The sequence below is a fragment of the Nonomuraea sp. NPDC050691 genome, from assembly GCF_040654455.1.
Taxonomy (GTDB): domain Bacteria; phylum Actinomycetota; class Actinomycetes; order Streptosporangiales; family Streptosporangiaceae; genus Nonomuraea.
In genome coordinates this window covers 1-24,989 of record NZ_JBFAIA010000081.1, presented here as the reverse complement: position 1 = coordinate 24,989, position 24,989 = coordinate 1, and the positions used below count along the sequence as shown (strand labels likewise).

The following is a 24,989-nucleotide window of genomic DNA, read 5'->3' as shown; positions in this document are numbered from 1 at the left end:
CGGTCGTCGGCCTACATGCGGAGCAGCAGCCTTGAATCATCCCCCGGTCACCCTGCCACGCCTCACCTCTCTGGCCCGCCAGGCGGTGCCCCGGCTCCTGGAGGGCGTGGTGGCGCCGCTCGCCGTGTTCTACGCGGCGCTCGCCCTGCTCGGGCTGACGGGCGCGCTGGTGGCCGCGGTCGCCTGGGTGTACCTGGGCGTCGCCTGGCGCCTGGTGCGCGGGATCCGGGTGCCCGCCACGATGATCCTCGCGGCCATCGCGATCACCGCGCGGGCCGCGGTGGGGTTCTGGACGGGCAGCTGGGTGGTGTACTTCATCCAGCCCGAGCTGGGCACGATCTGCATCAGCATGGCGTTCCTCGCCTCCGTGCGGTTCAACCGGCCGCTGGTGCAGAAGCTCACCCTCGACTACATCCACCTGCCCTCCGCGGTGCTCAAGCACGAGCGGATGCGCCGCTTCTTCGCCCGCATCACGCTGCTGTGGGCGTTCGTCCTGCTGGCCAACTCGACGGTGAGCATCTGGCTGGCGCTGCACGAGTCGCTCGGCACGTTCATGCTGCTGCGCACGTCAGCCGTGGCCGCGATCAGCGGCGCCGCCATCACCTTCTCGATCTTCGCGTTCAAGCGGGTGCTCCGCCGCCTGCACGTGGCCCACGCCTGACCGTTCGGCCAGCAGGAACGCCCCGCACATCCCCATCACCAAGCCCGTCAGCGTCTCGAAGAGCTGCACCAGCCCGAGCGCGCCGCTGGGTCCCCCGCCGAGCGGGGCGCCGGTGACGACGAGGAGCACCGCGTACAGGCCCCAGCCGAACATCGTCCCGCTGCCGAGCCACGCCACCGTCAGGGGCCGCCAGAGCGGGCCGCGTCCCCGCGCCCGGACGACCGCGAGCAACGCCGCCGCGCCGCCCACGGCGAGCAGCCCCCTGAGGCCGTCCTGCACGGCGGCGTTGAAGGAGTGCGGGGCCGCCGCCATCGCGGGCGGCAGCCCGGCGTCGCCGCCGGCCGCCCAGTACAGGCGCGTCCCCCCGAGCAGGACGCTCACGCCCAGCGCCCCCGTGGCCACGACCCGCCGGAACGCCGCCGACGGCCCCGCCTGACGCCAGGCGAGCGGCGCCAGCAGCGGGTACGCCCAGCGGTCACGGGCGTAGAGGGCGAAGGCCGTCAGCAGGCAGACGCCCTGGACGATGAACCCGATGTACACCGTCGCGTACACCCAGGGCCTGACCGGGCCGCCCGTCTCCAGGAGGGACGGGCCCTGGACGAGGAACGCGAGCGGCACCGTCGCGACGACGATCCCGAGCAGGCCGGACGCCACCCACAGCGGCAGGAGCACCAGCCATCCGGGCAGGCGCATCCCGCGTCGCGTCGTGAACGACAGGGCCAGCACCAGGGCGACGGCGTCCATGCCGAACGTCATGGCGTTCAGCCCGACCACGGCCGGATCCTCCAGGAACGCCCGGTCGGTGACGCCCACCGGATGACCGGTCAGCCAGAGGATCTTGATCGTGAGGTAGGGCAGGATGGCGGCCGTCGCCACCACGGCGGCCGTGACCCGTCCGATCCCGGCCCGCTCCTCGTCCCTCGTGGCCGCGGGATGCGCGTGGGCGGGCCGCGTCGTGTGCTGTGTCATGGGTCCCAGGCTCGCGTCCGGCGGGCGGGCGATCCTCCCGGAGCGGAGGGAGGTCGCTCCCCCGTACGGGGGAGACCGCACCGGCGTCGGCGTCCCGGCGCGGTTCCGCCGGTCCCAACCGTCTCGGTCAGGGCAGTTCGACGGTCAGCTCGAAGCCGTCCTGGCGCGGCCCGGCCGTCAGGACGCCGCCCGCCAGCCGTACGCGCTCCCGCAGCCCCGCCAGCCCGAGCCCGCCCGGCACCGCGACGGAGCGGGCGCGCGAGGGGCCGTTGCGCACGCTGACCCGGCTCGGCGACACCTCCACCGTGACCGCCGCCCCCGGCGCGTGCTTGGCCGCGTTCGTCAGCCCCTCCTGGACCACGGCGTGCGCCAGAGCGGGCGCCTGCCCCTCGGCCAGCCGCAGCGTGATCGCCATGCCGGAGGCGCGGGCCCGTTCGACCAGCCCGGCCACGTCCTCGCCGACGGGCGTCAGCGGCGCCGGGGCGGCGTCGTCGCCCAGCAGGCCGATGATCTGCCGCAGCCGCTCGGTCGCGTCGGCCGCCGCGACCCGCAGCTCGCCGGCCGCCCGGACCTGCGCGTCGGCCAGTCCCGGCGACATCTCCAGCCCCGCGGCCCGCACCGCGATGAGCGCCAGGTCATGGCCGAGCGAGTCGTGCATGTCGCGCGCGATCCTGGCCCGCTCGCGCATCCGCGCCTGCGCCGCGACCGACCGCTCGGCCTGCTCGCGCTGCTGGAGCAGCCGCCGCCGCACCTGCCCCACCGTGTACGGCAGGACGTACGCGCCGAGAAGCCCGCTGACCATGGTGATCCACAGCGCCGGCCCGTTCCCGCGCGCCATCACGACCCCCGCGCCGGCGAGCGCCACCGCGGCGAACGCGGCCACGACGAACCGAGGCCGCGCCGCCCGCCGGCCGCACAGGTACGCGTACCCCATCACGCACAGCAGGGCCGGGGAGAACGGGAAGATCTTGACGCCCGGCAGCGCCAGGGGCCAGACGAGGTCGGTGGTGGCGAGCCCGTGCTCGAAGCGCCACGGCCCGAACGGCAGCAGCACCACCACGGCGAGCTCCGGCCGGCGTCTCCCCACCGCCACGGCCACCGCGGCCAGCGCCATCCGCGGCACGCTCTGGAGGCCGAACGCGGCCGCGTCCAGCATCGGGTCGGGCCCGCTCGCCGCGATCGCGACACACAGCAGCGCCCAGAGCAGCAGGCCGGAGGCGAGCCGGCGGTGGCTCTCGTCGCGCTGACCGTTCACGGGGACGACCGTACCCGGCGCGCCGGAGGGACGCCTCCGCCGAAGGTCGGGGTCGCCCCCTGACGAACGTCAGGGTGGGGAGTGACCCCCCGCGACGGTAGGGCTGGCACCACCTCGAATCCGGATACCCGCCCTGCTGTCTTCCCGGCCTCCGGCCGCTTGGATCGTAGATGTCGCCGGTGATCGCACCCGCACCCCCGACGAAAGTCGAGGGTCGCGTGTGCCGATCGTCCGATGTGCCGTGACCGCGGGCTTCCTATCGTGCCGAAGGTACGGGCCCCATCCCGTCCCAGGGGCGGGTCGGCGTGGGACCGGGGGTTTCCCCGATGCCCCTCGGCGCCTCCCGCCGCCAGGCTGTGAGGTCACAACGATCGGAGTACAACGTATGTCGCACGCCATCATGGACCTCGTCACCCAGGCGATGTCGTCCCCCTGGCTGTACGCCGCGCTGTTCGCCCTGGCGCTGCTCGACGGGTTCTTCCCCATCGTGCCGGCGGAGACGTCGGTGATCACCGCCGGGGTGTTCGCCGCGACGGGCGAGACGAACCTGGCCCTCGTCATCCTGGTCGCCGCGCTGGGGGCCTTCACCGGTGACCACGTCTCCTACCTGATCGGCAACAAGGCGGGCGGGCGGCTGCGCGAGCGCAAGGCGTTCGTGTGGGCGCGACGGGCGCTGGCCGAGCGGGGCGGGCTCGTGCTCGTCGTCGCCCGGTACATCCCGGGTGGCCGCACCGCCACCACGCTGACCATGGGCGCCGTACGGCACCCGCTGCGCTCGTTCACGTTCTTCGACGCGATCGCCGCCTCCTCCTGGGCGGTGTATTCGGGACTGATCGGCTTCTTCGGCGGGATGGCCTTCGAGAACGACCCGATCAAGGGGCTGCTGCTCGGCCTCGGGATCGCACTGTCCATCACCGGGATCGTCGAGCTCGTGCGCTGGGCGCGGAAGCGACGCGCCATCCAGCCTTCCCCGGAGCGCCTTCCGGTGGACACGTCCGTTTGACCCTGCCCGGTGACCATCCGAAGCGAGAGGAGAGGACATGACGCTGCTGGCCGCGGTGATCGCCCTGGTGGGTTCGCTGTTCTTCGCACTGGGCGCCGCTCTCCAGCAGTTCGAGGCGGCCGGCGCCCCCGGCGTGCGGGGGCTGCTCGGGCTGCTGCGCCGGCCGCGGTGGCTGGCCGGCGGGGTGAGCATCCTGGCGGGCGGCGGCCTGCACATCGTGGCGCTCGGCCTCGGCCCGCTGACCGTGGTCCAGCCCATGGGCGTGGCCAGCCTGCTCTTCGCGCTGCCCATCGCGGCCACCCTGCACGGACGCCGGCCCACCCGCGCCGAGCTGGGCGCCGCCGCGCTGGTGGCGGCGGGGCTCGTCGGCCTGGTGCTGCTGGTGCCGGAGTCGGACGAGCCGGCGGTGCTCGGCCCGTCCGGGGTGCTGACGCTGCTCGGGGTCTCCGGGCTCGCGGCGGCGCTGCTGTGGGGCGCCTCCCGGGTGGCCTCACCGGCGGGCCGGGCCGCCCTGCTCGCCACCAGCTCCGGAGTCCTGTACGGCGCCACCGCCACGCTCATGCGGGTGCTGGTGGACGGCGGCTGGAACTGGTGGTACCTCCTCGCCGTCCCGGTGCCCGCGCTGCTGGCGCTGGCCATGCTCCAGCGGGCGTACGCCGTCGGCCACTTCGGCGTCTCGTTCGCCTCCCTGCAGATCGCCGACCCGCTCACCGCGGTGGCGTTCGGCGCCCTGCTGCTGGGCGAGCCCCTGCCGACGGGGCTCGCGCCGGTCGCCGCCGCGGCGCTGACCGCGGCCGGCACCATCGCGCTGGCCCGGACCACTCCCCTGGAGGCACGCCCTTGACCGCACTCCCGGCGGACGCGCCGCCGACCGGCCCGTCTCCCTCCCCCACCTGAACTTCCCTCGAAACGGAGCCTTCCCCATGGCCATGCCCCTCTCCCACGCCGTCACGGTCACCGAGACCGCGCCCGCCGCCGAGCTCGCCCCCGTCGCCGATCGTCCGCGCCGCATCCTGATCTCCACCGACACCTATCCCCCGGACGTCAACGGCACGGCGTACTTCACCCACCGCCTCGCCACCGGCCTGGCCGCCCGCGGCAACGACGTGCACGTGGTCTGCCAGTCGGACGTCGGCCCGGCCACGGCCGACGTGGCCGACGGCGTGGTCGTCCACCGGCTGCGCTCCGCCCCGCTGGTCGTGCACCCGACGATGCGGGTCACGGTCCCCACCCGGCTCGACCGGCTGCTGGACGCCGTCAAGCCCGACGTGCTGCACAGCCAGGGCCACTTCGTGGTCGGCCGCGCCGCCATCGCCGCCGCCCGCCGCCGCGGGGTGCCCGTCGTCGCCACCAACCACTTCATGCCCGACAACCTCTTCCAGTTCGGCCACGTCCCCGCCGCGCTGCGCGAGCGGGTGGGCCGGCTGGCCTGGCGCGACTTCAACCGCGTCTTCCGCCGGGCCGACCACGTCACCACGCCCACGCCGCTGGCCGCCGGGCTGCTGCGCGACCAGGGCTTCGCCGGGCAGGTCGAGCCGGTCTCGTGCGGCATCGACCTGGCCCGGTTCCGCCCGCGCAGCGAGCCGAAGCAGTGGGCGCGCAAGCTGTTCGACCTGCCGGACCGGCCCACCGCGCTGTTCGTCGGCCGCCTGGACGAGGAGAAGCGCCTCGGCGAGCTGGTGCGGGCGCTGCCGCACGTGCTCAACACCACCGACGCGCAGGTGGTGCTGGTCGGCCGCGGCAACCAGCGGGAGGAGCTGGAGCGCCTGGCCGGGCGGATCGGGGTGGCCGAGCGGGTCGTCTTCCTCGGTTTCGTGCCGGACGAGCTCATGCCGCAGGCGTTCGCGGCGGCCGACGTGTTCGCCATCCCGAGCGTGGCCGAGCTGCAGAGCATCGCGACGCTGGAGGCGATGGCCAGCGGGCTGCCGGTGGTGGCCGCGAACGCGATGGCCCTGCCGCACCTGGTCGACGGCAACGGTTACCTGTTCGAGCCCGGTGACGTCCTCAGCCTCGCGAGCCACCTGACCGCGATCCTCGCGAACGGCGAGCTGCGCGCCCGCCTCGGCCAGGCCAGCCGTGAGCTGGCCCAGACCCATGACCACCAGGTGTCGCTCGCCCGGTTCGAGCAGATCTATGACGAGGTGACGCGATGAGCGAGCCCTTCCCGAGGGGTGCCGCGGCTGGCGGTGCGGGTGGTCTCGCCGACGGTGCAACTGGCGGTGCAACTGACGGTGGTGCGGGCAGTGCCGTGGCGGGCGGTGCCATGGCGGGAGGTGCCGTGGCGGGCGCGGTGGCGCCGGTCGGTGCCGTCGCGGGCGCGGTGGCGGGTGCGGCGGCCGCAGCCGGGGCCCTGGTCCACACCGAGGTGACGCTCCCGGCGCAGCCGCTGCTCAGCGACTACGCCCTGGTGCCCGGGGGGACGATCCCCGTGCTGGGCGGCATGCTGGCCCTGGCCGGCGCCTGCGTCTTCCTGGCGTACGGGCTGGCGGCGCGGGCGCCGTCCCGCTCGGCGGCGGCGCGGGTGCTGCTGGTGGCCGCCTCGGGGGGCCTGATGCTGGGCGCGGTGTTCCCCACCGACCCGTCCGCCGCGGAGATCTCCTCGATGGCCGGCGAGATCCACCGGTGGGCGTCCGCGGTCGTCTTCACCGCCCTGCCGGTCGCCGGCTGGGTCCTGGCCCGCGACGCCTCGGCGCCGCGCCGGCACCCCCAGAGCTCCGGCTCGCCGCGGTGGAACGCCGTCCGGGCCCTGAGCGTCACGTCCGCGCTGGTGCTGGCCGCGTTCCTGGCCGCCCACCCGGCCTCCTTCCTCTCGCCGCTGATCGGCGGCGACGCCTACTACGGCCTGCTCGAACGGGCCCTGGCGCTGTCCGAGATCTCCCTCGTCGCCCTCATGGCGCTGGCCTCGGCCCGGCGCCCCGCCCTCGCCGGCGCCTCCTCCTCCCCGGCCGAGCCGTCCCTCCCCCGCGTCCCCGGGCCGCGGCGCGAGCGTGACGGACGCGGCAACGTGGCGGCCTGACGTCCTCCGCCCCTTCCTGGCTGCGGGGCCGGCATTGTTCCTGGGCCGGCATGGTTCCTGGGCCGGCATGCTTCGGCACCGGTCGAAGGATTCTGCGCCTAGCGTGAAACGCATGGTCATCACACGTCACGACGAGGCCCGGGCGGTGCTCGCGGACCCCCGGTACGTTCCGCCGCCCGTGCGCCAGGACGCGCCGCCGTACACGCTGGGGTGGCTGCGGGCGCAGGTGTCGCGGTTCAGCAGCAGCGAGACGCACGCGGAGCGGCGCCGGGCGCTGGAGAAGCGGCTCGCGGAACTCGACCCGGCCGCGCTGCGCCGGCGGGCGCGCGAGGCGACGCTGGAGCGCGCCGGCGACTGGAAGGGCGTGCCCACGGAGGTGCTGGCCGCCGCCCTCGGTGTCGCGGTGCCCGTACCCCTGGTCGAGGCCGCCGCCACCGGCTACCTGTCCGGCGAGGAGACCCTGGAGGCCGACGCGGCGGTGGCCGAGCTGATCGCGCTGCGGGGCGACGGGCCGCAAACCATCACGGACCTGACGCTGCTGCTCCAGGCGCACGCCGCCACCGAGGGCCTCATCGCGAACGCCCTCACCCACGCGGACCGCACCGGGACCGAGAGGACCCACGACGACCAGCCCGGGACCGAGAGGACCCACGACGACCAGGCCGGGATCGAGGGGTTGCTGTGCGAGACGCTGCGCCACGACCCGCCGCTCAAGGCGAGCCGCCGCGTGGACCGCGCCACCGGTGAGGAGATCGTCATCGACCTGGTCGCGGCCAACCGCGATCCCGCCGTGTTCGCCGACCCCGAGCGGTTCGATCCCTCCAGGGGCGAGAACCCGCACCTGACGTTCGGCCACGGCGTCCGGCCCTGCCCGGCCGCGGCCCACGCTCTCGCGCTGGCCACGGGCGTCCTCGACGCGCTGCGCGCCGCGCCGGACCGATCCGCATCACCTCACGAGGGGGACAAGTGACCACCGCAGAGGAACGATTCGCGAGCTTCCGCGACCTGCACCGGCCGGGCGACCCGCTGCTGCTCCCCAACGCCTGGGACTACGGCTCCGCCGCCGCGCTCGCCGCCCATGGCTTCGCCGCGATCGGGACCACGAGTCTCGGCGTGGCGGCCGTCCACGGCAAACCGGACGCCGCCGGGGCCACCCGGGCGGAGACCGTCGAGCTGGCCGAGCAGATGTGCGGCCTCGGCGTCATGGTGACCGTGGACATCGAGGGCGGCTTCAGCGACGACCCGGCCCAGGTGTCCGACCTGGTCGCGGCGCTGGCGGCGCTCGGCGTGGCCGGGGTCAACCTGGAGGACGGCCGACCCGACGGGACGCTGCGCCCGATCGCGCTGCACCAGCGGATCATCGAGGCCGCGCTGGGCCACGGGGTGTTCGTGAACGCCCGCACCGACACGTACTGGCTCAAGACGGGCGACACGCTGGAGCGGGTGCGCGCCTACGGGCACGCGAACGGGATCTTCGTCCCCGGGCTGAGCGACCCGGGCGAGATCGCCGAGGTGGTCGCCGCCACGTCGCTGCCGCTCAACGTCCTGTACCAGCCCGGTGGGCCGCCGCTGGACCGGCTCGCCGAGGCGGGGGTGGCGCGGGTGAGCACGGGGTCGCTGCTGTACCGGGCTTCCGTGCAGGGGGCGCTGGCCGCGGTGCTGGCGGTGCGGGGGGAGCCGGCCCCGCCCATGCCGTCGTACGCGGAGATCGCCGCGATCCTCCCCCAGCCCTGACGCACGGATCCCGACATTCCGGGTTGGTTCTTCCGGCGGCGACGGCCTCGCCGGCCCGCGCTGGAGGAGGGCGTACCGGGATAATCGAGGCATGCGCTTCGAGATCCTTGGCCCGGCACGCGTTCTGGGCGAGGACGGGGCGCCGATCCCGCTCGGCGGGCCCCGCGTGCGGGCGCTGCTCACGCTCCTGGCCCTCGACGCGGGCCGGGTCGTCGGCGCCGACCGGCTGGTCGACGGCCTGTACGGGGAGCGGCCCCCGGAGGGCGTGGCCAACGCGTTGCAGTCCCAGGTGTCGCGGCTGCGCAGAGTCCTCGGCAGGCAGCGGGTGGAGTTCCATCCGGCGGGATACCTGCTGGCGGCCGATCCGGAGGACGTGGACGCCCGCCGTTTCACGCGGCTCGCCGCCGAGGGCAGGACGGCGCTCGGCGCCGGGGACGCCCGCCGCGCGGCCGGGCTGCTGCACGAGGCTCTCGGACTGTGGCGCGGCGTGCCCCTGGCCGACGTGCCGCACGCCGGGCCCGCCGCGGCGGGGCTGGAGGAGCTGCACCTGGCCGCCGTGGAGGATCGCGTGCAGGCCGACCTGGAGCTGGGGCGCCACCGGGAGCTGGTGGCCGAGCTACGTCAGTTCACCACCGCCCACCCGCTGCGGGAACGGCCCCACGCCCAGCTCATGCGCGCCCTGTACGGCAGCGGCCGGCAGGCCGAGGCGCTGACCGCGTACGAACGGGCCCGGCGGGTGCTGGATGAGGAGCTGGGCATCGCCCCTGGGCCCGAGCTGTCGGCCACCCACCTGGCCGTCCTCCGGGGCGACCCGTCGCTGACGCCGCCACCGGGCGGGGTCATGAACCCCGGGGACGGTGGGCTGAAGCGTCCTGGCGTGGCGCGTACCGGGAAGGCGAGCCGGGGCGACGCCACCAGCGAGGATGCGAGAGCCGACGGCAGCGGTGCCGAAGGACGGGCCGGCGGCAGCGGGGTGGGCGAGCGAACCGAAGAACGCGCCGCGGCCGGGCGACTGCACGCGACCGGACCGGCTCCCGCCGAGGACCGACTGCACGCGACCGGACCGACCCGCGCCGCCGACCCGGTGGACGCGGCCCAGCCGAGTCAGGGCGCCGGCCGACTCGGCGGAGACGTCCCGGGTCACGGGGCCGACCGGCCGGACGGTGGCGGGCGCCTGGGGCGGCGGGGGTTGCGGGCGCAGCTCACCAGCTTCGTGGGGCGGGCCGAGGAGCTGCGGCAGGTCGACGCGTACCTGCGGGAGGCGCGGCTCGTCACCCTCGTCGGGGCGGGCGGAGCGGGCAAGACGCGGCTCGCGCTGGAGGCCGTGGGCCGGGCGGACGGCGACGTCTGCCTCGTGCAGCTCGCCCCGCTGGCGGCTGCCGGGGACGTGTGGTGCTGCTGCCGGAGTCGCGCGACCCGCGTCCGCGCCGGATCGACCCGCTGAGCGTGGTCCTGTCGTCCGCCGGGATCGTGGCCGTCGTCCACGCGGTCAAGCGGGCCGCGCACGACGGCGCCGATCAGCCGGACGCGTGGGTGGCCGGGGCGCTCGGGCTGGCCGGCCTGGCCTGGTTCGCGTGGCGGCAGGGACGGCTCGCGCAGCCGCTGATCGACGTGCGGCTGTTCCGGCGCAGGGCGTTCAGCGCGTCGATCGGCACGAACCTGCTGGCGATCTTCACCATGACGGCCATGTCGCTGATCTTCGCGTGGTACTTCCAGCTCGTGCTGGGCTGGTCGCCGCTCCAGGCCGGGCTCGCGGGGCTGCCGGGTGGCCTGAGCGGCGCGGTGGGCGGGTTCCTGGCGGCCAGGCTCATCGGGCCGCTCGGCAGGAACGGGGTGGTGGCGCTCGGCCTGCTGCTGAACGCGGGGGCGTTCCTGTTCTACGGTTCGCTCGGCCAGGACCCGAGTTATCTCCCCATCATGGTCGCGATGCTGGCGGGCGGCCTGGGGATCGGGCTCGCGTTCACGGTGAACAACGACAACGTCCTGGCCACCGCGCCCAGGGAGCGCGCCGGGGCGGCGGCCGCCGTGTCGGAGACGTCGTTCGAGCTGGGCGGGGCGCTGGGCATCGCCGTGCTGGGCTCGGTGCTCACCGCCGCGTACAGCGAGAACCTGCGGGTGCCGGAGGGGGTGCCCGCCGAGGCGGCGCGGGAGTCGCTGGCGGGAGCGATGCGCCTGGCCGCGGCCCTGCCCCCGGAGCAGGCGACCGCCCTGCTGGGAGCGGCGCGGGCGGCGTTCGTGGAAGGGGTGCGCGTGACGGGGCGGGTCACGGCGGGCCTGCTGGCGGTGGCGGCGGTGCTCGCGCTCGTGGGGCTGCGCGGCGTGCCCAAGGTCATCCCGGACGAGGTCCTGTCGGGCGCCCGCTCCTGACCCGGGCGCCGGGAACGGCCGGGGCGGATCGTGGGCGGGACCGGTGGACGCGCGGCAAGGCCAGGTCACGTGGCATGGCCGAGGACGCCGGGTCAGGGGGTGGCGCCGGCGGGGCAGGGGCGGGCGCGGACGGGCGTCAGGCCGGCCAGGCGGCGGCCGATCATCCGGGCCAGCCCCTCGATGGTCTCGATGCCCTGTCCCTCCCCGGCCTGCTGGTCGGTCTGCACCGACAGGAGCAGGTCGCGGCCGGGCCCGGTGATGCGGCCGTAGCTGGTGACGGCCCAGGTGTTGTGGATGAACGGCCGGGGCGTCCAGCCGTTCTTGAGCGCCACGCGGTCGGGCGGCCGGGCGGCGGCGCTGACGCCCCACGCCTGGTCGGCCTGGACATGGGCCATCAGGCCGAGGACGAGGTCGCGGTCGGCCGGGGTCAGGCCCTTGCCGCCGTTCGCGAGGAGCCTCAGCAGGCGCAGCCGGTCGGCCGGGCTGGTGGTCGTGCCGCCCCAGTACCTGCTCGGCCCCGGCGTGGTCTCGGTCAGGCCGATCCGGCGGTAGAAGGCGCTCATGCCCTCGCCCGCGCCGACCCGCCCCCACAGCGCGTCGGCGGCGGAGTTGTCGCTCTCCTTGATCATGCGGGAGGCGAGATCCTGCTCGCCGGCGTCGAGGGTGGAGCGGCGCAGCATCAACGCGGTCAGGATGTCCACCTTGGCGCCGCTCGCCGTGATCATGTCGTGCTGGTGCTCGCCCTGGCCGAGTCGTACACCTGTCACCAGGTCGTGCGCGGCGAACACCACCCGGCCGGGACGTCCCGCCACGTATCGCCGCAGGTCCGCCTCCAGCGCGGCGCGGGCGGCGGCGCCCGCCGCCGGATCCGGTACGGCGACCTGGCAGCGCGCGGCCTTGACCCGCTCGCCGGCCCGCTCGACGACCGGAGGCAGGCTCGCGACCTGCTGTTCCCCGCAGCCCGCGAACGCCGCCGCCCCGAGCAGCAGCATCGCCGCACTCCCCATCACGCGCACGTGCCAACCCCCCTGACAATCAGCGGGGGTCTAGCCGCACTTCTCCCCTGATGCCTGCTTCGTCACACCTCTCAGGGGCGTGGCGGCTCAGAGGTGGGCGTCGAGGAACGCGACGGTGGCCTCGACGGCCTGCGTGACGTAGGGCTCCTGGTCGTAGAGGTCGATGTGGCGCTTGGCGTCCAGCCACACGAGCCGCTTCGGCTCGTCCATCCGCCGGTACGCCTCCTCGGCCCCCTCCGGCGAGCAGAACCGGTCCACCACCCCGTGGACGATCAGCGCCGGCTTGGGCGACAGGAAGTCGGCGCCCATCATGTTGTCCACGGTGATCAGCTCACGCAGGCTGGCCCGGGTCACCTCGTTGACCCAGTGCGGCGAGGCGCCGCGCTCCGTGCGGTAGTAGGCGTACGGCTCGTCGCCCGGCATGGCGGCCTCGCCCTCCTCCGCGACCGCCGGGAGGTACTCGACGGCGCCGCCAAGGTCCTGCCGCTCCAGCGTCTCGCCCAGGCCCGCCAGCGCCGCCTGGTAGTCCATGCCGGAACGCATCGCGTACGGGTTGTTGTAGGCGCCGGCGATCCCGGCGAAGACCTTGACCCGAGGGTCGAAAGCCGCAAATTTCAGGGCGTATCCGGCACCGAGGCAGATGCCCACGGCCCCGATCCGCTCCCCGTCCACCTCCGGCCGCGACCGCAGCACCGACACCGCGGCCCGCAGGTCGTGCAGCTTGCCCTGCGGGTCCTCGTGCCGGCGCGGCAGGCCGCCCGACTCGCCCCACGTGCGGTGGTCGAAGGCCAGTGTGACGTACCCGAGGCTGGTCAGCCGTTCCGCGTACAGGCCCGCGACCTGGTCGCGCACCCCGGTGAACGGGCCGGTGAGCACCAGCCCCGGACGCGGCCCCTCCGCCTCGGGCACCCTCAGCTCGCCGACCAGCGTGACGTCGTCGGCCTGGAACTCGATTCTCATCCCCCTAGTGTGCGGGCCGCCGTGGATCTCGCGCACGCCCGCGTCCGCCACCCCACAGGGGGCGAAGGGACCCCTGGTGTGCGGGCCGCCGGAGATCTCCCGCACGGCCCGCACGCGTCACCACGCCGGGGTCAGGAGTCGAAGCCCAGCCCCATGCGGTCGAGGGCGCGCAGCCACAGGTTGCGCCGCCCCTCGTGCCGGTCGGCCTGGGCGATCGACCAGCGGGTGAACTGGATCACCCCCGACCGCACCGGCTCCGGCGGGAACGGCATCGGCTTCTCCTTGACCATGCGCAGCTCGGTCCGCTGCGTGCGCTCGCCCGACAGCAGGTCCAGCATCACGTTGGCGCCGAAGCGGGTGGCGCCCACGCCCATGCCGGTGTAGCCGGCCGCGTAGGCGAGCCGGCCGCCGTGCGCCTGCCCGTAGAAGGCGCTGAACCGGCTGCACGTGTCGATCACGCCGCCCCAGCGGTGCGTGAAGCGCACCCCGTCGAGCTGCGGGAACGTGGTGAAGAAGTGCCGCGCCAGCGTGGCGAACGTCTCGTCGCGCTGGTCGTACTCCGGCTTGACCAGGCCCCCGTTGTAGTAGACGGCGTCGTAGCCGCCCCAGAGGATCCGGTTGTCCGCGGTGAGCCGGTAGTAGTGGAACCGGTTGCCCGAGTCGCCGACGCCCTGCCGGTTGCCCCAGCCGATGGCGCCGAGCTGGGACGGGGTCAGCGGTTCGGTCATCAGCGCGTAGTCGTAGACCGGCACGACGAAGTGCTTGAGCCGCCGCAGCAGCGGCGGGAACACCCCTGTGCCCAGCGCCACCCGCCGCCCGGTGACGACCCCGTGCGGGGTGCGCAGGCTGAGCTTGACGCCGTCGTCGTGCAGCGAGCGCACCGGGCTGCGCTCGTACACGCGCACGCCGAGCCGCAGGCACGCCTCGCGCAGCCCCCACGCCAGCCGGGCGGGGTCGAGCATGGCGCAGCCCTTGCGGTCCCACAGGCCGCCCAGGTAGGTGGGCGAGTCGAGCTCGGCCCGCACCTGGTCGCGGTCCATGGGCACGTAGTCGAGGCCGAGGTCGCCGATGATGTCGAGGTGCTCGTTCAGGCCCTCCAGCTGCCAGGGCTCGGTGGCGACGTTCAGCTCGCCGGTGCGCTCGAAGGCGCAGTCGATGCCGTAACGCGCCAGGGTCTCCTCGATCTCGTCGAGGTTCTCCACACCCATCCGTTCGAGCCGGCCGATCTCCTCCGGCCAGCGCTCCAGCCCGTTGGGCAGGCCGTGGGTGAGGGTCGCCATGCAGAACCCGCCGTTGCGGCCCGAGGCCGCCCAGCCGATCCGGCGCCCCTCCAGCAGGACGACGTCCTGCCCGGGGTCGCGTTCCTTGGCCATCAGGGCGGTCCACAGCCCCGAGAAGCCTCCGCCGACGACGACCAGGTCGGCGCTCGTGTGTCCGAAGAGCCGCGGTCGCGGCTCAGGTCTGGCCGGGGTGTCCAGCCAGTACGGCTTGCGCTCCGCGTCAGCAAGCGCCTTCAGCGGATCCACAAATCCCACTTCCCTACGAAAGTCAGTGTTCTATGAAAATTGCGGGATCTGAAAAGGGGTGATCACGCACGGGTTCCCCCCGCCGGTATCCGATCTCGCCTCCCTGTTCTTTGCCGTGGCCCGGACGTCGCCGGGTATGCCGAACCCCCCGCGGGGCCGCGGGGGGAAGCCTGGTGGAGGAGCGCTAGGTGCTGCGCGAGCTCCGGCGCGCCGCGACCGCGTTGGCGATCGCGATGAGCACGCCGATCCCGAAGATCAACGTGCCCATGACGTTCACCTGGGGCGGGATGCCCGTCTTGACGGAGCCGATGATCCACAGCGGGAAGGTGATGGTGGAGCCGTTGACGAAGCTGGTCACGACGTAGTCGTCGATCGACAGCGCGAAGGCCAGCATGGCGCCCGCGAGCACGCCTGGCATCACGGCCGGCAGCGTGACCTGACGGAACGTGCCCCAGCCGGTGGCGCCGAGGTCCCTGGCCGCCTCCTCCAGCGACGGGTCGAGGGTGATGACCCGGGCCCGCACGGTGACGGTGACGAAGGACAGCGAGAACAGCACGTGCGCGATGATGATCGTGACGGCGTCGCGCGGCAGGTTGGCGGAGACGAACAGCGACAGCAGCGACGCGCCCATGACCAGTTCGGGCGTGGAGATCGCGGCGAAGACGAGGAAGTTCGTCACCCCGCGCCCGCGGAAGCGGTGACGGCCGAGCGCGAGGCCCAGCATGGTGCCGATGACGACGGTGACGATCGTGCTGGCCACGGCGACGGTGAGCGAGTTCTTCAGCGCCGTGGTGAGGTCGGAGATGTCGAACAGCTCCTGGTACCAGCGCAGCGTGAAGCCCTGCCAGCTCGTGTTCGACTTGCTCTTCTTGTCGTTGAACCCGAACAGGATCATCACGGCGATCGGCGACGACAGCCACACGATGATCAGCCAGGTGTAGGCGTGCAGCAGGCGGTCGCCGATCCGCCCGCGCGGACGGCGGGTGAGAGTCGTGATGGCGCTCATCGGGCCGCCGCCTCCAGGACGTTCTCGGTGCCGAGCGCGCGGGCGTAGATGAAGATCCCGACGAGCAGCACGGCCATGAGCGTGAACGACAGCGCCGAGGCCGTCGGGTAGTTCAGGTTCACGAGGTACTCGGTCTGGATGATGTTGCCGATCATGGTGTTGCCGGTGCCGCCCAGCACCTGGGCGTTGACCGGGTCGGCCGTGGCGGGCACGAAGGTCATGAGCACCCCGGCGAACACCCCCGGCAGCGACAGCGGCAGCACGACCCGCCGGAAGGCCGCCATCCGGGAGGCGTACAGGTCGTAGGCCGCCTCGACGACCCGCGGGTCCACCCGCTCCAGCGCCACGTAGATCGGCAGGATCATGAACGGCAGGAAGTTGTAGGTCAGCCCGCCGACCACGGCGACCGTGGTGGCCAGCACGTGGAAGTCGGCCGGCAGCAGCCCCCAGCCCTTCAGCGTGCCGAACACGACGCCGTCGTCGGCCAGCAGGAACCCCCACGAGATGGTCCGCAGCACGAACGACACGAAGAACGGCAGCAGCAGCAGGAACAGGTAGACCGACTTGCGGCTGCCCCCCTTGAAGGCGATCCAGTACGCCACCGGGTAGCCGATGACGAGCATCGCCACCGTGGCCAGCCCGCCGTACCAGAGGGACCGCACGAGCTGGGTGCTGTACCTGCCCAGCGCGTCGGTGTAGTTGGAGAAGCTGAACGTCATCGCGAAGCCGTCGATGGCGTTGCCGGTCTGCAGCGACACCGAGGCCATCGCGGCCATCGGCACCACGAGGAAGACCGCCAGCCACATCCAGCTCGGCAGCGCGAGCAGGTAGGGAGTCAGCCGCTTCATCGTCTACGCCTGGGTGATCGACTGGAAGATCGGGTTGAAGACCTGCTCCTGCTGCGTGGTGAGCGAGGTGTAGCTGTGCAGCTTGGCGTAGTCCGCCTCCGACGGGAACATCAGCGGGCTGTCCACCATCTGCTCCAGCGCCTCCTTGTCCTCGCCGGTGGCCTTGGCGGCCTTCTCCTTGAGGAGGTCCTGCACGGCGGGCACCGGGGTGACGTACTGGATGAACTCGTCCAGCTCCGCGGCGATCGCCGGCTGGTAGAGGAAGTCCATGAGCATGAGCGCGTCGACGGGGTTGGCGGCGCCCTTGGGGATGAGCATGTTGTCGGTCCAGATCGTGCCGCCCTCCTCGGGCACCACGAACTTGACGGGCTCGCCGGCGAGCTGGCGCTGGAACACGTCGCCGGACCAGGCCATGGTCAGCCAGACGTCGCCCTTGGACACGGCGTCGATGTACGACTGGTCGTAGTACTTGCGCACGATCCCGGCGTCGCGCTGCGCCTTGAGCTTCTCCCCGGCCTTCTTCCAGTCGGCCTCGGTCGACTTCTCCGGGTTGACGCCGAGGGCGATCATGCCGAAGTTGGCGATCTCCTGGGCGTCGCTCATCATCCCGACGCGGCCCTTGTACTTGGGGTCGAACAGCGCCTCGATGCTGGTGATGTCGTCCTTGACGTACTTGGTGTTGTACGCGATCCCGGTCACGCCCGAGGTGTACGGGATGGTGTAGGTGTTGCCCGGGTCGTAGGCGCGGTTCTTGTACGCGGCGCCGGCGTTGGCCGCGAAGTTCGGCAGCTTGGAGTGGTCGAGGGCGACGCAGTAGCCGAGCTGGATCATGTGCTGGAGCTGCACGCCGTTGGTCATGACCACGATGTCGTAGCCGAGCGACTGCCCGGCCCGCAGCACCGGGTCGGCCTTGCCGAAGAACTCCGCGTTCTCTTGGATGACCTCCTTGTACTGGTAGGAGATCCCGGTCTCGCTCTGGAACTTCTTCAGCGGCGCCTGGTCCTCGGGCATGTACTCCGGCCAGTTGGCGAACACCACGCGGCCGTGCTTGGTCTGCTTGGACCAGTAGTCCTTGACCGCGTCGGCCTTCGGCGGCGCCGCCTTCTGCCCCTGCACGCCGCAGGCGGCCAGGGCCAGGCCGGCGGCGGACAGGCCGGCGATGCGGAAGGCCTCGCGACGGGTACGGGGCTGGGTCATGCCCCGCAGGAAGGCGGGGTCGTGCAGGTTGCTCATGGGGTGGTTCGACTTCCTATCGCGTAAGAGTGCTGCGCCGGCCACGACAGCCAGACCGGGTCCCCCCGCTCCGCCGTGGTCGTCGCGTCGTGCGCGTTCTGCTGGAACACCGTGACCTCGGTCCCGTCCCCGAGGCGTACGGCGTAGCTGTTGTAGGTGCCGAGGTAGACGACCTCGCTGACGGTTCCCGGCACCACGCTCACCTCGCCGTCCGGCTTGTCCAGGGAGATCGTGATCTTCTCCGGCCGGACGGTCACGGTGACCTCGCCGTCCCGCTCGGGGACGAGGACGCGGCCCCCGCCGATCTCCAGCACCCCGCCGGCGGCGACGCCGGTGAGCAGGTTGGAGGTGCCGATGAAACCGGCGACGAACGCGCTCGCCGGTTTCTCGTAGATCTCCCTGGGCCCGCCGAGCTGCTCGACCAGGCCGTCGTTCATGACGGCGATCCTGTCGCTCATGGTGAGCGCCTCGCTCTGGTCGTGGGTCACGTACACGAACGTGATGCCGACCTCGCGCTGGATGCGCTTGAGCTCGATCTGCATGGCCTGGCGCAGCTTGAGGTCGAGCGCGCCGAGCGGCTCGTCCAGCAGCAGCGCCCGGGGCCGGTTGACCAGGGCTCGGGCCAGCGCGACCCGCTGCTGCTGGCCGCCCGACATCTCGCGCGGCCGGCGCTTCTCCCGGCCGGCCAGGTCGACGATCTCCAGCATCTCGCCGACCCGCCGCCGGATCTCCTCCTGCGGGGTGCGGCGCTGCTTGAGGCCGAACGCCACGTTGTCCCACACGTTCATGTGCGGGAACAGTGCGTACGACTGGAAGACCATGTTGACGTCGCGCTTGTTCGGCGGGACGTTCGTGACGTCGGCCCCGTGCAGTCTGACCATGCCCCGCGACGGCTCCTCGAAACCGGCGATCATGCGCATGGTCGTGGTCTTGCCGCAGCCGGACGGGCCGAGCAGGGAGAAGAACTCCCCTTCGGCGATGTCGAGCGTGACACCCTTCACCGCCTGGACGACCTCGCCGTGCGAGAGGTACTCCTTGACGACGCCGTCGAGTTCGATCGCGTTCAGCTCGGTCCTGTTCAGCTCGGCCATGTCCAGGATCTGTCCTTGCGTGCTATTCGCCGATGTAGTGCATGACGTGCTTGACCCTCGTGTAGTCGTGCAGACCGAACACCGAGAGGTCCTTGCCGTAGCCGGAGTGCTTGAAGCCGCCGTGCGGCATCTCCGACACGAACGGGATGTGGGTGTTGACCCACACCACGCCGAAGTCGAGCCGGTTGGACATGCGCATGGCACGGCCGTGGTCAGAGGTCCACACCGAGCCGCTCAGGCCGTACCTGACGTCGTTGGCCTTGGCCAGCGCGTCCGCCTCGTCGGTGAACGTCTGGACGGTGATGACGGGGCCGAAGACCTCGTTCTGCACCATCTCGTCGTCCTGCCGGAGGCCGTCGACGATCGTGGGGGCGAAGAACCAGCCCTTGTCGCCGACGCGGTGACCGCCGGTGAGCACCTTGGCGTGCGCCGGGACGCGCTCGATGAAGCCCTGCACCCGGGTCAGCTGGTTCTCGTTGTTGAGCGGGCCGTACAGGGCGTCCTCGTTGGACAGGTCGCCCGTGACGGTGCCGGCGGCGGCCTCGGTGAGGGCGGCCACGAACTCGTCGTGGACGCTCTCCTGCACCAGCACGCGGCAGGCGGCGGTGCAGTCCTGGCCGGCGTTGTAGAGGCCGGCGGTCGCGATGTCCGCGGCGGCCTTGGCCAGGTCCTTGACGTCCTCGAAGACCACGACGGGCGCCTTGCCGCCGAGCTCCAGGTGGACGCGCTTGAGGTCGTCGGCGGCGCTCCTGGCCACCGACATGCCGGCGCCGACGGAGCCGGTGATGGCGACCATCGAGGCGGTCGGGTGGCCGACGACCAGCGCGCCGGTCTCCCGGTCGCCGGTGACGACGTTGAAGACGCCGGCGGGCAGCACCTCGCCGAGGATCTCGGCGAGCTTGAGCGTGGAGGCCGGGGTGGTGTCGGACGGCTTGAGGACGATCGTGTTGCCCGCGGCCAGCGCCGGGGCGATCTTCCAGACGGCCATCATCATCGGGTAGTTCCAGGGCGTGACCTGGCCGATGACGCCGACGGGCTCGTGCCGGATGACGCTGGTGTGGTCGGCGAGGAACTCGCCGGCGGTCGGCCCTTCCAGCGTGCGGGCGGCGCCCGCGAAGAACCGGAAGTGGTCCGCGGCGACCGGCGTCTCGTCCTCGGCCATGCGGGCGCGGGGCTTGCCGGTGTTGCGGCACTCGGCCTCGTTGATCTCGTCGGCCCGCGCGTCGATCGCGTCGGCGACCTTGAGCAGCAGGTTGGCCCGCTCGCCCGGGGTGGTCCGGCCCCATGACTCGAAAGCGGCAGCCGCGGCGGCGTAGGCAGCGTCGACGTCCTCGGCACCGGAGATCGGGGCCTGAAGGTAGGCCTCGCCGGTGCACGGGTCGATGATGTCGGAGAATCGGCCGCTCTTGGCGTCCACGAACTCACCGTTGATGAAGTTCTGCAGACGGGTGGTCAAGGTGATGACCTCCTGGTGAGGTGGCTGAGATGCCGCGACTCTTACAGAGCGTGTGCATCTGGACAAGGGATTTCGTGGCGAAGATACCAAATTGCTACGAATTCGCTTGACAGGGCGTCGGAAACTGACAACATGTCGCACCAGGACGGCAATGGAACGGGAACGCGCCCGTAACGCGCGCCGCTAGGAGGACCGCTCGCGATGACGACCCCGCCACGCGCCCGCCGCGGCAGTGACACGGCGCCCGGACAGTTCACTCTCGACGACCTGTCCAAGCGGATCATCGAGCAGCTCCAGACCGACGGGCGCATGCCGTACGCGGCGATCGGCAAGGCCGTCGGCCTGTCGGAGGCGGCCGTCCGCCAGCGGGTGCAGCGCCTGCAGGACGCCGGTGTCATGCAGATCGTCGCGGTGACCGACCCGCTGACGCTGGGCTTCCCGCGCCAGGCGATGATCGGCGTGAACATCGAGGGCGACCTGGAGTCGGTCGCGGACGAGCTGGCGGCCATCGACGAGATCGACTACGTCGTGCTCACCGCGGGCTCCTTCGACGTGATCGTCGAGGTCGTCTGCGAGGGCGACGGCCATCTTTTGGACATACTTAGCAAAATCCGCGCAATTCCGGCGGTGCGCGCCACGGAGTCGTTCGTCTATCTGAAACTCCGGAAGCAGACGTATTCCTGGGGCACCCGCTGACCTTTCGTCACTGCGGTCCCAGGCGTGCCACCGCTCTCACCGGGGCACCGTCGGCGCCGGGGAGCCGCAGCGGCAGCAGCCACGCCTCCACCGAGCGGCCCGCCGCCTGAGCCGCGAGCACGCGGCCTAGGCCGGTGAGGTTCTCGGCGATGACGGCGTGCGCCCCGCACAGCACCCGGTGCGCCGGGAAGTCCACCGCGGGCGTCGGGTCCACGCTGAGCGCGTCGATCCCGACCGTGCGCACGCCCCTGTCCACCAGCAGCCGCGCCGCCTCCTCCGTCAGGTACGGGTGCGCCGCGTACGCCTCGGTCCCCCAGTGCGCCGACCACCCCGTGGCCACCAGCACGATCGGCGGGACCCCGCCGGCCGGGACCGCCTCGAACGCCTCCGGCCCGATCGCCGCCCGCGGCCCCCGGTCCCGGACGTCCACCACGACGGCGGGCCCGGCGAAGCGCTCCAGCGGCAACTCGTCCAGCGCGGGCAGCGCGTCGTCGATGTGGAAGGGCGCGTCCACGTGGGTGCCCGACTGGGAGCCCAGGTGCAGCGCCAGCACGTTCACGCCGTCCCGCGCGGCCGTGAGGGCCGGGCCGACCGTCACCTCGGGGTCGCCGGGGTAGACCGGCATCCCGGTGACGATCGGCACCGACAGGTCCACGAGTTCAGCGGTCATGGCGCCATCGTCACACGGGCTGCTCGGCCGTCGCGCCCACGATCGGTGCGACCGGCGTGTCCACGGCCCGCACCAGGCGCGGCCCCTCCGGGCCGTACACCTCGCGCGGCTCGGGGAAGAGCGCGAGCAGCGCCAGGTAGAGCACGGCCGCCACGGCCAGGCCGAGCGGCAGCGAGACGTCCACCCCGCCGGCCAGGTCGCCGAGCGGGCCGACGAACTGGCCCGGCAGGTTGACGAACAGCAGCGCCAGGGCCGCCGCGGCCAGCCAGGCCGTCATGCCGCGCCAGTTCCAGCCGTGGGTGAACCAGTACCGGCCGCCGCGCTGGCGCCGGTTGAACACCTGGAGGGCGTCCGGGTCGTACCAGCCGCGCCGGGTCACGTACCCGAGCGTCATGATCACCATCCACGGCGCGGTGCAGGTGATGATGAGCGTGGCGAACGTCGAGATGCTCTGCGTGAGGTTGGCGGCGAAGCGGCCGAGGAAGATGAACGCGATCGACAGCGTGCCGATGAACACCGTCGCCTGGACCCGGGAGAAGCGCGGGAAGACGCTGGAGAAGTCCAGGCCCGTCCCGTACAGGGAGGTCGTGCCCGTGGACATGCCGCCGATCAGGGCGAGCAGGCACACCGGCACGAAGTACCAGGTCGGCGCGATGGCCAGCAGGCCGCCCACGTAGTTCGGCGCGGCCGGGTCCACGTACTGCGCCGCCTTGGCCGCGATGATCGAGGCGGTGGTCAGGCCGAACAGGAACGGAAGGATCGTGGCCACCTGCGACAGGAACGCCGCCGCCATCACCCGCGAACGCGGCGTCGAGGCCGGGATGTAGCGCGACCAGTCGCCGAGGAACGCCCCGAACGACACCGGGTTCGACAGCACGATCAGGGCGGCGCCGATGAACGACGGCCAGAACAGCGGGTCGCCGGCCGCGAGCGTGCCCGGGTAGGACGGGTCGAAGTCGCCCGCGAAGGCGATCACGCCGAGGACGAACAGCAGCGACGCCGCCGCGACCGCGACCTTGTTGACGAACAGCATGAACCGGAACCCGTACACGCACACGATGAGCACCAGCACGGCGAACAGCGCGTACGCCACGCCGTAGCTGAGGTCGGTGTCCGGCAGGCCGGCCAGGCGGTGCGCGCCGCCGACGAGCGCGTCGCCCGACGACCACACGGAGATGGAGAAGAACGCCACCGCGGTCAGCAGCGACAGGAACGAGCCGACGACCCGCCCGTGCACGCCCAGGTGGGCGGAGGAGGAGACGGCGTTGTTGGTGCCGTTGAGCGGCCCGAACAGGGACAGCGGCGCCAGGATCAGCGCGCCCACCAGCAGGCCGAGCACGGTGGCGGCCAGCCCCTGCCAGAACGACAGGCCGAACAGGATGGGGAACGCGCCGAGGACGCAGGTGGCGAACGTGTTCGCGCCGCCGAAGGCCACCCGGAACAGGTCGAGGGGGCGGGCGGTGCGGTCGGCGTCGGGGATGCGCTCGACGCCGTGGGTCTCGATCTCGGTGATGGGGGCGCTGCTGCTCATTCCTTCTCCTGCAGGGCGAGGAGGCTGACGAGGTCGTAGGCGACATGGGAGGCGGCGACGGAGGTGATCTCGGCGTGGTCGTAGGCGGGGGCGACCTCCACGACGTCCGCGCCGACCAGCCGGCAGCCCGCGAGGCCGCGCAGGATCTCCAGCAGCTCGCGGCTGGTGAGCCCGCCCGCCTCCGGGGTGCCCGTGCCGGGGGCGTGCGCGGGGTCGAGCACGTCGATGTCCACCGACACGTACAGGGGGCGGTCGCCGATGCGCTGCCGAAGGGCGTCGATCACCTCGTCGACGCCCCGGCGCAGCACGTCGGCGGCGGTCACCACGCCGAACCCGAGCCGGCGGTCCTCCTCCAGGTCCCGGGGACCGTACAGCGGGCCGCGGATGCCCACGTGGCTGAGCGCCTCGGTGTCGAGGACGCCCTCCTCGACGGCCCGCCTGAAGGGGGTGCCGTGCGTGTACTCGGCGCCGAAGTAGGTGTCCCACGTGTCGAGGTGGGCGTCGAAGTGCAGCAACGCCACCGGCCCGTGCCGGCGGGCCACCGCGCGCAGCAGCGGCAGGGCGATCGTGTGGTCGCCGCCGATCGTCACCAGCCGCGCCTCGATGCCGCTCGCGGCGGCCTCGATGCTCTCGATCGCCTCGCCGATGTCGAACGGGTTGGCGGCGATGTCACCGGCGTCGGCGACCTGGACGCGCTCGAACGGCGACACGTCCAGCCCCGGGTGGTAGGGCCGGAGCAGCCGCGACGCCTCCCGGACGGCCGACGGGCCGAACCGCGCCCCGGGCCGGTAGGACACGCCGCTGTCGAACGGCACGCCCACCACCGCGACGTCGGCCGTGCCGACCTCGTCGAGGCGGGGCAGGCGGGCGAACGTGGCGGGCCCGGCGAAGCGCGGGACCCGGCTGGAGTCGACGGGGCCGATGGGGGCTCTGCTCATTCCCGCAGTCTTCGGCAAGGCGTTGACCTGCGGCAATTGGTCTCCTGACGAAGTACTACGGTGTGTGTTGTGGCGGACCACAAGGTGACGGTGGAGGACCTGCTGCGCATGCCCGCCCTCCAGCTCCGGCTGCTGGCGGGCGAGGCCGGGCTCGGCCGGTCGGTGTCGTGGGCACACGTCAGCGAGCTGGAGGACCCGACGCCGTGGCTGCTCGGCGCCGAGGTGATCATGACGACGGGCATCGGTGTGCCGCGCCCGGCCGCCGCGCAGCGCGCCTACCTGGAACGGCTGGACGACGCCGGCGTGTCGGCCCTGGCGCTGTCGGCCCAGCTCCACGTGCCGCCGCTGCACCGGTCGCTGTTCGACGCGGCCGAGGAGCGGGGCATGCCGATCCTGGAGGTGCCGCTGGCCGTGCCGTTCATCGCCATCGCGCAGGAGGTGGCCGCGGCCGTGCAGGAGGACGCCCGGCACCGGCTCGGCGCGCAGCTCCAGGTGTTCGGGGCGCTGCGGTGGCTGGCCTCGGAGGACCTCGACACGCCCACGCTGTTCCGGCGGCTGGAGCGGCTGTCGGGCTACGACGTGTACCTGTGCACCCCGCAGGGACGGCCGCTGCTGCCCGGCGTGCCGGCGCCCCCGGCCGGGGTGCTGCCGTCGCAGCCGGACGCGCCGCCCACGATCCCGGGCGGCTTCGTGCTGCCGGTGCCCGCGCCGGGCGGCCCGGCGGGGTTCCTCGTGGCCTTCGAGCGGGAGGGCGCCCGGCCGGCGGGCCTGGCCGTCGTCCAGCACGTCGCCACCGTGGCCGCCCTCCAGGTCGCCATGGCCCGCCACGAGCGCGAGACGTTCCGCCGCGAGGGCGCCGAGACGCTGGCCGAGCTGCTCCAGGACGTCCTCGACCCGCCCGCGGCGCGCCGCCGCCTGGCCCGCCTCGGGATGCCGCTGGAGGAGGACGCGGTGCTGCTGGTGGTGCGCGGCGCCCCGGACGACGCGCTGCGGCGGGCCCTGGACGACCACGC

General features: G+C 73.0%; 24 protein-coding genes. 11 read left to right on the top strand and 13 right to left on the bottom strand.

Translation table 11 applies throughout. The features are described from left to right. Positions 1-31: 31 nt before the first annotated feature. Entirely contained in the window at positions 32-661 is a 630-nt protein-coding gene (locus AB0H81_RS26060) for a VC0807 family protein (RefSeq protein ID WP_358379599.1), read from the top strand. On the opposite strand, the gene AB0H81_RS26055 is transcribed toward AB0H81_RS26060, so the two are convergent. Further along, positions 569-1,630, bottom strand: a complete 1,062-nt coding sequence (locus AB0H81_RS26055) for a hypothetical protein (RefSeq protein WP_358379596.1) — start codon at positions 1,628-1,630, stop codon at positions 569-571. The genes AB0H81_RS26060 and AB0H81_RS26055 overlap by 93 nt on opposite strands. Positions 1,631-1,757: 127 nt before the next feature. Beyond that, positions 1,758-2,885, bottom strand: a complete 1,128-nt coding sequence (locus AB0H81_RS26050) for a histidine kinase (RefSeq protein ID WP_358379593.1) — start codon at positions 2,883-2,885, stop codon at positions 1,758-1,760. A 385-nt stretch (positions 2,886-3,270) separates the two neighbouring features. Between AB0H81_RS26050 and AB0H81_RS26045 the strand changes: the two genes are divergently transcribed. The 8 genes from AB0H81_RS26045 (at position 3,271) to AB0H81_RS26010 (ending at position 11,005) form a co-directional block, all read left to right on the top strand. After that, positions 3,271-3,888, top strand: coding sequence for a DedA family protein (locus tag AB0H81_RS26045; protein WP_358379590.1), 618 nt, complete (start codon positions 3,271-3,273; stop codon positions 3,886-3,888). 37 nt (positions 3,889-3,925) lie between these two features. Further along, positions 3,926-4,732, top strand: coding sequence for a DMT family transporter (locus AB0H81_RS26040; protein ID WP_358379588.1), 807 nt, complete (start codon positions 3,926-3,928; stop codon positions 4,730-4,732). A gap of 79 nt (positions 4,733-4,811) precedes the next feature. After that, positions 4,812-6,041, top strand: coding sequence for a glycosyltransferase (locus AB0H81_RS26035; protein WP_358379585.1), 1,230 nt, complete (start codon positions 4,812-4,814; stop codon positions 6,039-6,041). A gap of 125 nt (positions 6,042-6,166) precedes the next feature. Further along, positions 6,167-6,904: a DUF998 domain-containing protein gene (locus AB0H81_RS26030; RefSeq protein WP_358379583.1), complete on the top strand. Its 738-nt coding sequence runs from the start codon at positions 6,167-6,169 to the stop codon at positions 6,902-6,904. Between the two features lie 112 nt (positions 6,905-7,016). After that, a complete protein-coding gene (locus AB0H81_RS26025) occupies positions 7,017-7,874 on the top strand; it encodes a hypothetical protein (protein ID WP_358379580.1) in 858 nt (285 codons plus the stop codon). Continuing rightward, positions 7,871-8,638: an isocitrate lyase/phosphoenolpyruvate mutase family protein gene (locus AB0H81_RS26020; RefSeq protein WP_358379577.1), complete on the top strand. Its 768-nt coding sequence runs from the start codon at positions 7,871-7,873 to the stop codon at positions 8,636-8,638. The genes AB0H81_RS26025 and AB0H81_RS26020 overlap by 4 nt, the downstream gene beginning before the upstream one ends. A 91-nt stretch (positions 8,639-8,729) precedes the next feature. After that, positions 8,730-10,082: an AfsR/SARP family transcriptional regulator gene (locus tag AB0H81_RS26015; RefSeq protein ID WP_358379574.1), complete on the top strand. Its 1,353-nt coding sequence runs from the start codon at positions 8,730-8,732 to the stop codon at positions 10,080-10,082. Then, positions 10,031-11,005 carry an MFS transporter gene (locus AB0H81_RS26010; RefSeq protein WP_358379571.1) on the top strand — a complete coding sequence of 325 codons (975 nt, stop codon included), beginning with the start codon at positions 10,031-10,033 and terminating at the stop codon, positions 11,003-11,005. The genes AB0H81_RS26015 and AB0H81_RS26010 overlap by 52 nt, the downstream gene beginning before the upstream one ends. Positions 11,006-11,097: 92 nt before the next feature. Here the strand turns inward: AB0H81_RS26010 and AB0H81_RS26005 are convergent, their stop codons facing one another. The 8 genes from AB0H81_RS26005 to AB0H81_RS25970 all read right to left on the bottom strand — a co-directional run bounded on the left by AB0H81_RS26005 (position 11,098) and on the right by AB0H81_RS25970 (position 20,141). Continuing rightward, positions 11,098-11,997, bottom strand: coding sequence for a serine hydrolase (locus AB0H81_RS26005; protein ID WP_358379568.1), 900 nt, complete (start codon positions 11,995-11,997; stop codon positions 11,098-11,100). Positions 11,998-12,108: 111 nt separating this feature from the next. Then, positions 12,109-12,981 (bottom strand): alpha/beta hydrolase, encoded by an 873-nt coding sequence (locus tag AB0H81_RS26000; protein WP_358379565.1) that lies wholly within the window; start codon positions 12,979-12,981, stop codon positions 12,109-12,111. A gap of 131 nt (positions 12,982-13,112) precedes the next feature. Then, a complete protein-coding gene (locus AB0H81_RS25995) occupies positions 13,113-14,507 on the bottom strand; it encodes an FAD-dependent oxidoreductase (RefSeq protein WP_358379619.1) in 1,395 nt (464 codons plus the stop codon). Positions 14,508-14,691: 184 nt separating this feature from the next. Next, positions 14,692-15,513: an ABC transporter permease gene (locus tag AB0H81_RS25990; protein WP_358379562.1), complete on the bottom strand. Its 822-nt coding sequence runs from the start codon at positions 15,511-15,513 to the stop codon at positions 14,692-14,694. Continuing rightward, positions 15,510-16,361 carry an ABC transporter permease gene (locus AB0H81_RS25985; RefSeq protein ID WP_358379559.1) on the bottom strand — a complete coding sequence of 284 codons (852 nt, stop codon included), beginning with the start codon at positions 16,359-16,361 and terminating at the stop codon, positions 15,510-15,512. Before AB0H81_RS25985 ends, AB0H81_RS25990 begins: the two co-directional genes overlap by 4 nt. A gap of 3 nt (positions 16,362-16,364) precedes the next feature. After that, positions 16,365-17,594, bottom strand: a complete 1,230-nt coding sequence (locus AB0H81_RS25980; protein ID WP_358379556.1) for a spermidine/putrescine ABC transporter substrate-binding protein — start codon at positions 17,592-17,594, stop codon at positions 16,365-16,367. Then, positions 17,591-18,685: an ABC transporter ATP-binding protein gene (locus tag AB0H81_RS25975; protein WP_358379553.1), complete on the bottom strand. Its 1,095-nt coding sequence runs from the start codon at positions 18,683-18,685 to the stop codon at positions 17,591-17,593. Before AB0H81_RS25975 ends, AB0H81_RS25980 begins: the two co-directional genes overlap by 4 nt. A 22-nt stretch (positions 18,686-18,707) precedes the next feature. After that, positions 18,708-20,141 (bottom strand): gamma-aminobutyraldehyde dehydrogenase, encoded by a 1,434-nt coding sequence (locus tag AB0H81_RS25970; RefSeq protein WP_358379551.1) that lies wholly within the window; start codon positions 20,139-20,141, stop codon positions 18,708-18,710. Between the two features lie 201 nt (positions 20,142-20,342). On the opposite strand from AB0H81_RS25970, the gene AB0H81_RS25965 reads away from it, so the two are divergent. Then, a complete protein-coding gene (locus AB0H81_RS25965) occupies positions 20,343-20,837 on the top strand; it encodes an Lrp/AsnC family transcriptional regulator (protein ID WP_358379549.1) in 495 nt (164 codons plus the stop codon). A gap of 7 nt (positions 20,838-20,844) precedes the next feature. On the opposite strand, the gene AB0H81_RS25960 is transcribed toward AB0H81_RS25965, so the two are convergent. Genes AB0H81_RS25960 through speB form a run of 3 tightly spaced genes read right to left on the bottom strand, consistent with a single transcriptional unit; the run spans position 20,845 to position 23,976 of the window. Next, the gene (locus AB0H81_RS25960) at positions 20,845-21,507 is read right to left on the bottom strand and encodes a cyclase family protein (RefSeq protein ID WP_358379547.1); all 663 of its coding nucleotides are present in this window, start codon (positions 21,505-21,507) and stop codon (positions 20,845-20,847) included. A 10-nt stretch (positions 21,508-21,517) separates the two neighbouring features. Beyond that, entirely contained in the window at positions 21,518-23,038 is a 1,521-nt protein-coding gene (locus AB0H81_RS25955; RefSeq protein ID WP_358379544.1) for a cytosine permease, read from the bottom strand. After that, on the bottom strand, positions 23,035-23,976 hold the full coding sequence (speB, locus tag AB0H81_RS25950; RefSeq protein WP_358379541.1) for an agmatinase: 942 nt from the start codon (positions 23,974-23,976) through the stop codon (positions 23,035-23,037). The genes AB0H81_RS25955 and speB overlap by 4 nt, the downstream gene beginning before the upstream one ends. Before the next feature lie 69 nt (positions 23,977-24,045). Here speB and AB0H81_RS25945 point away from each other — a divergent pair. Then, positions 24,046-24,989 (top strand): PucR family transcriptional regulator ligand-binding domain-containing protein (locus AB0H81_RS25945; protein WP_358379538.1); only part of this gene is annotated, 944 nt, incomplete at its 3' end.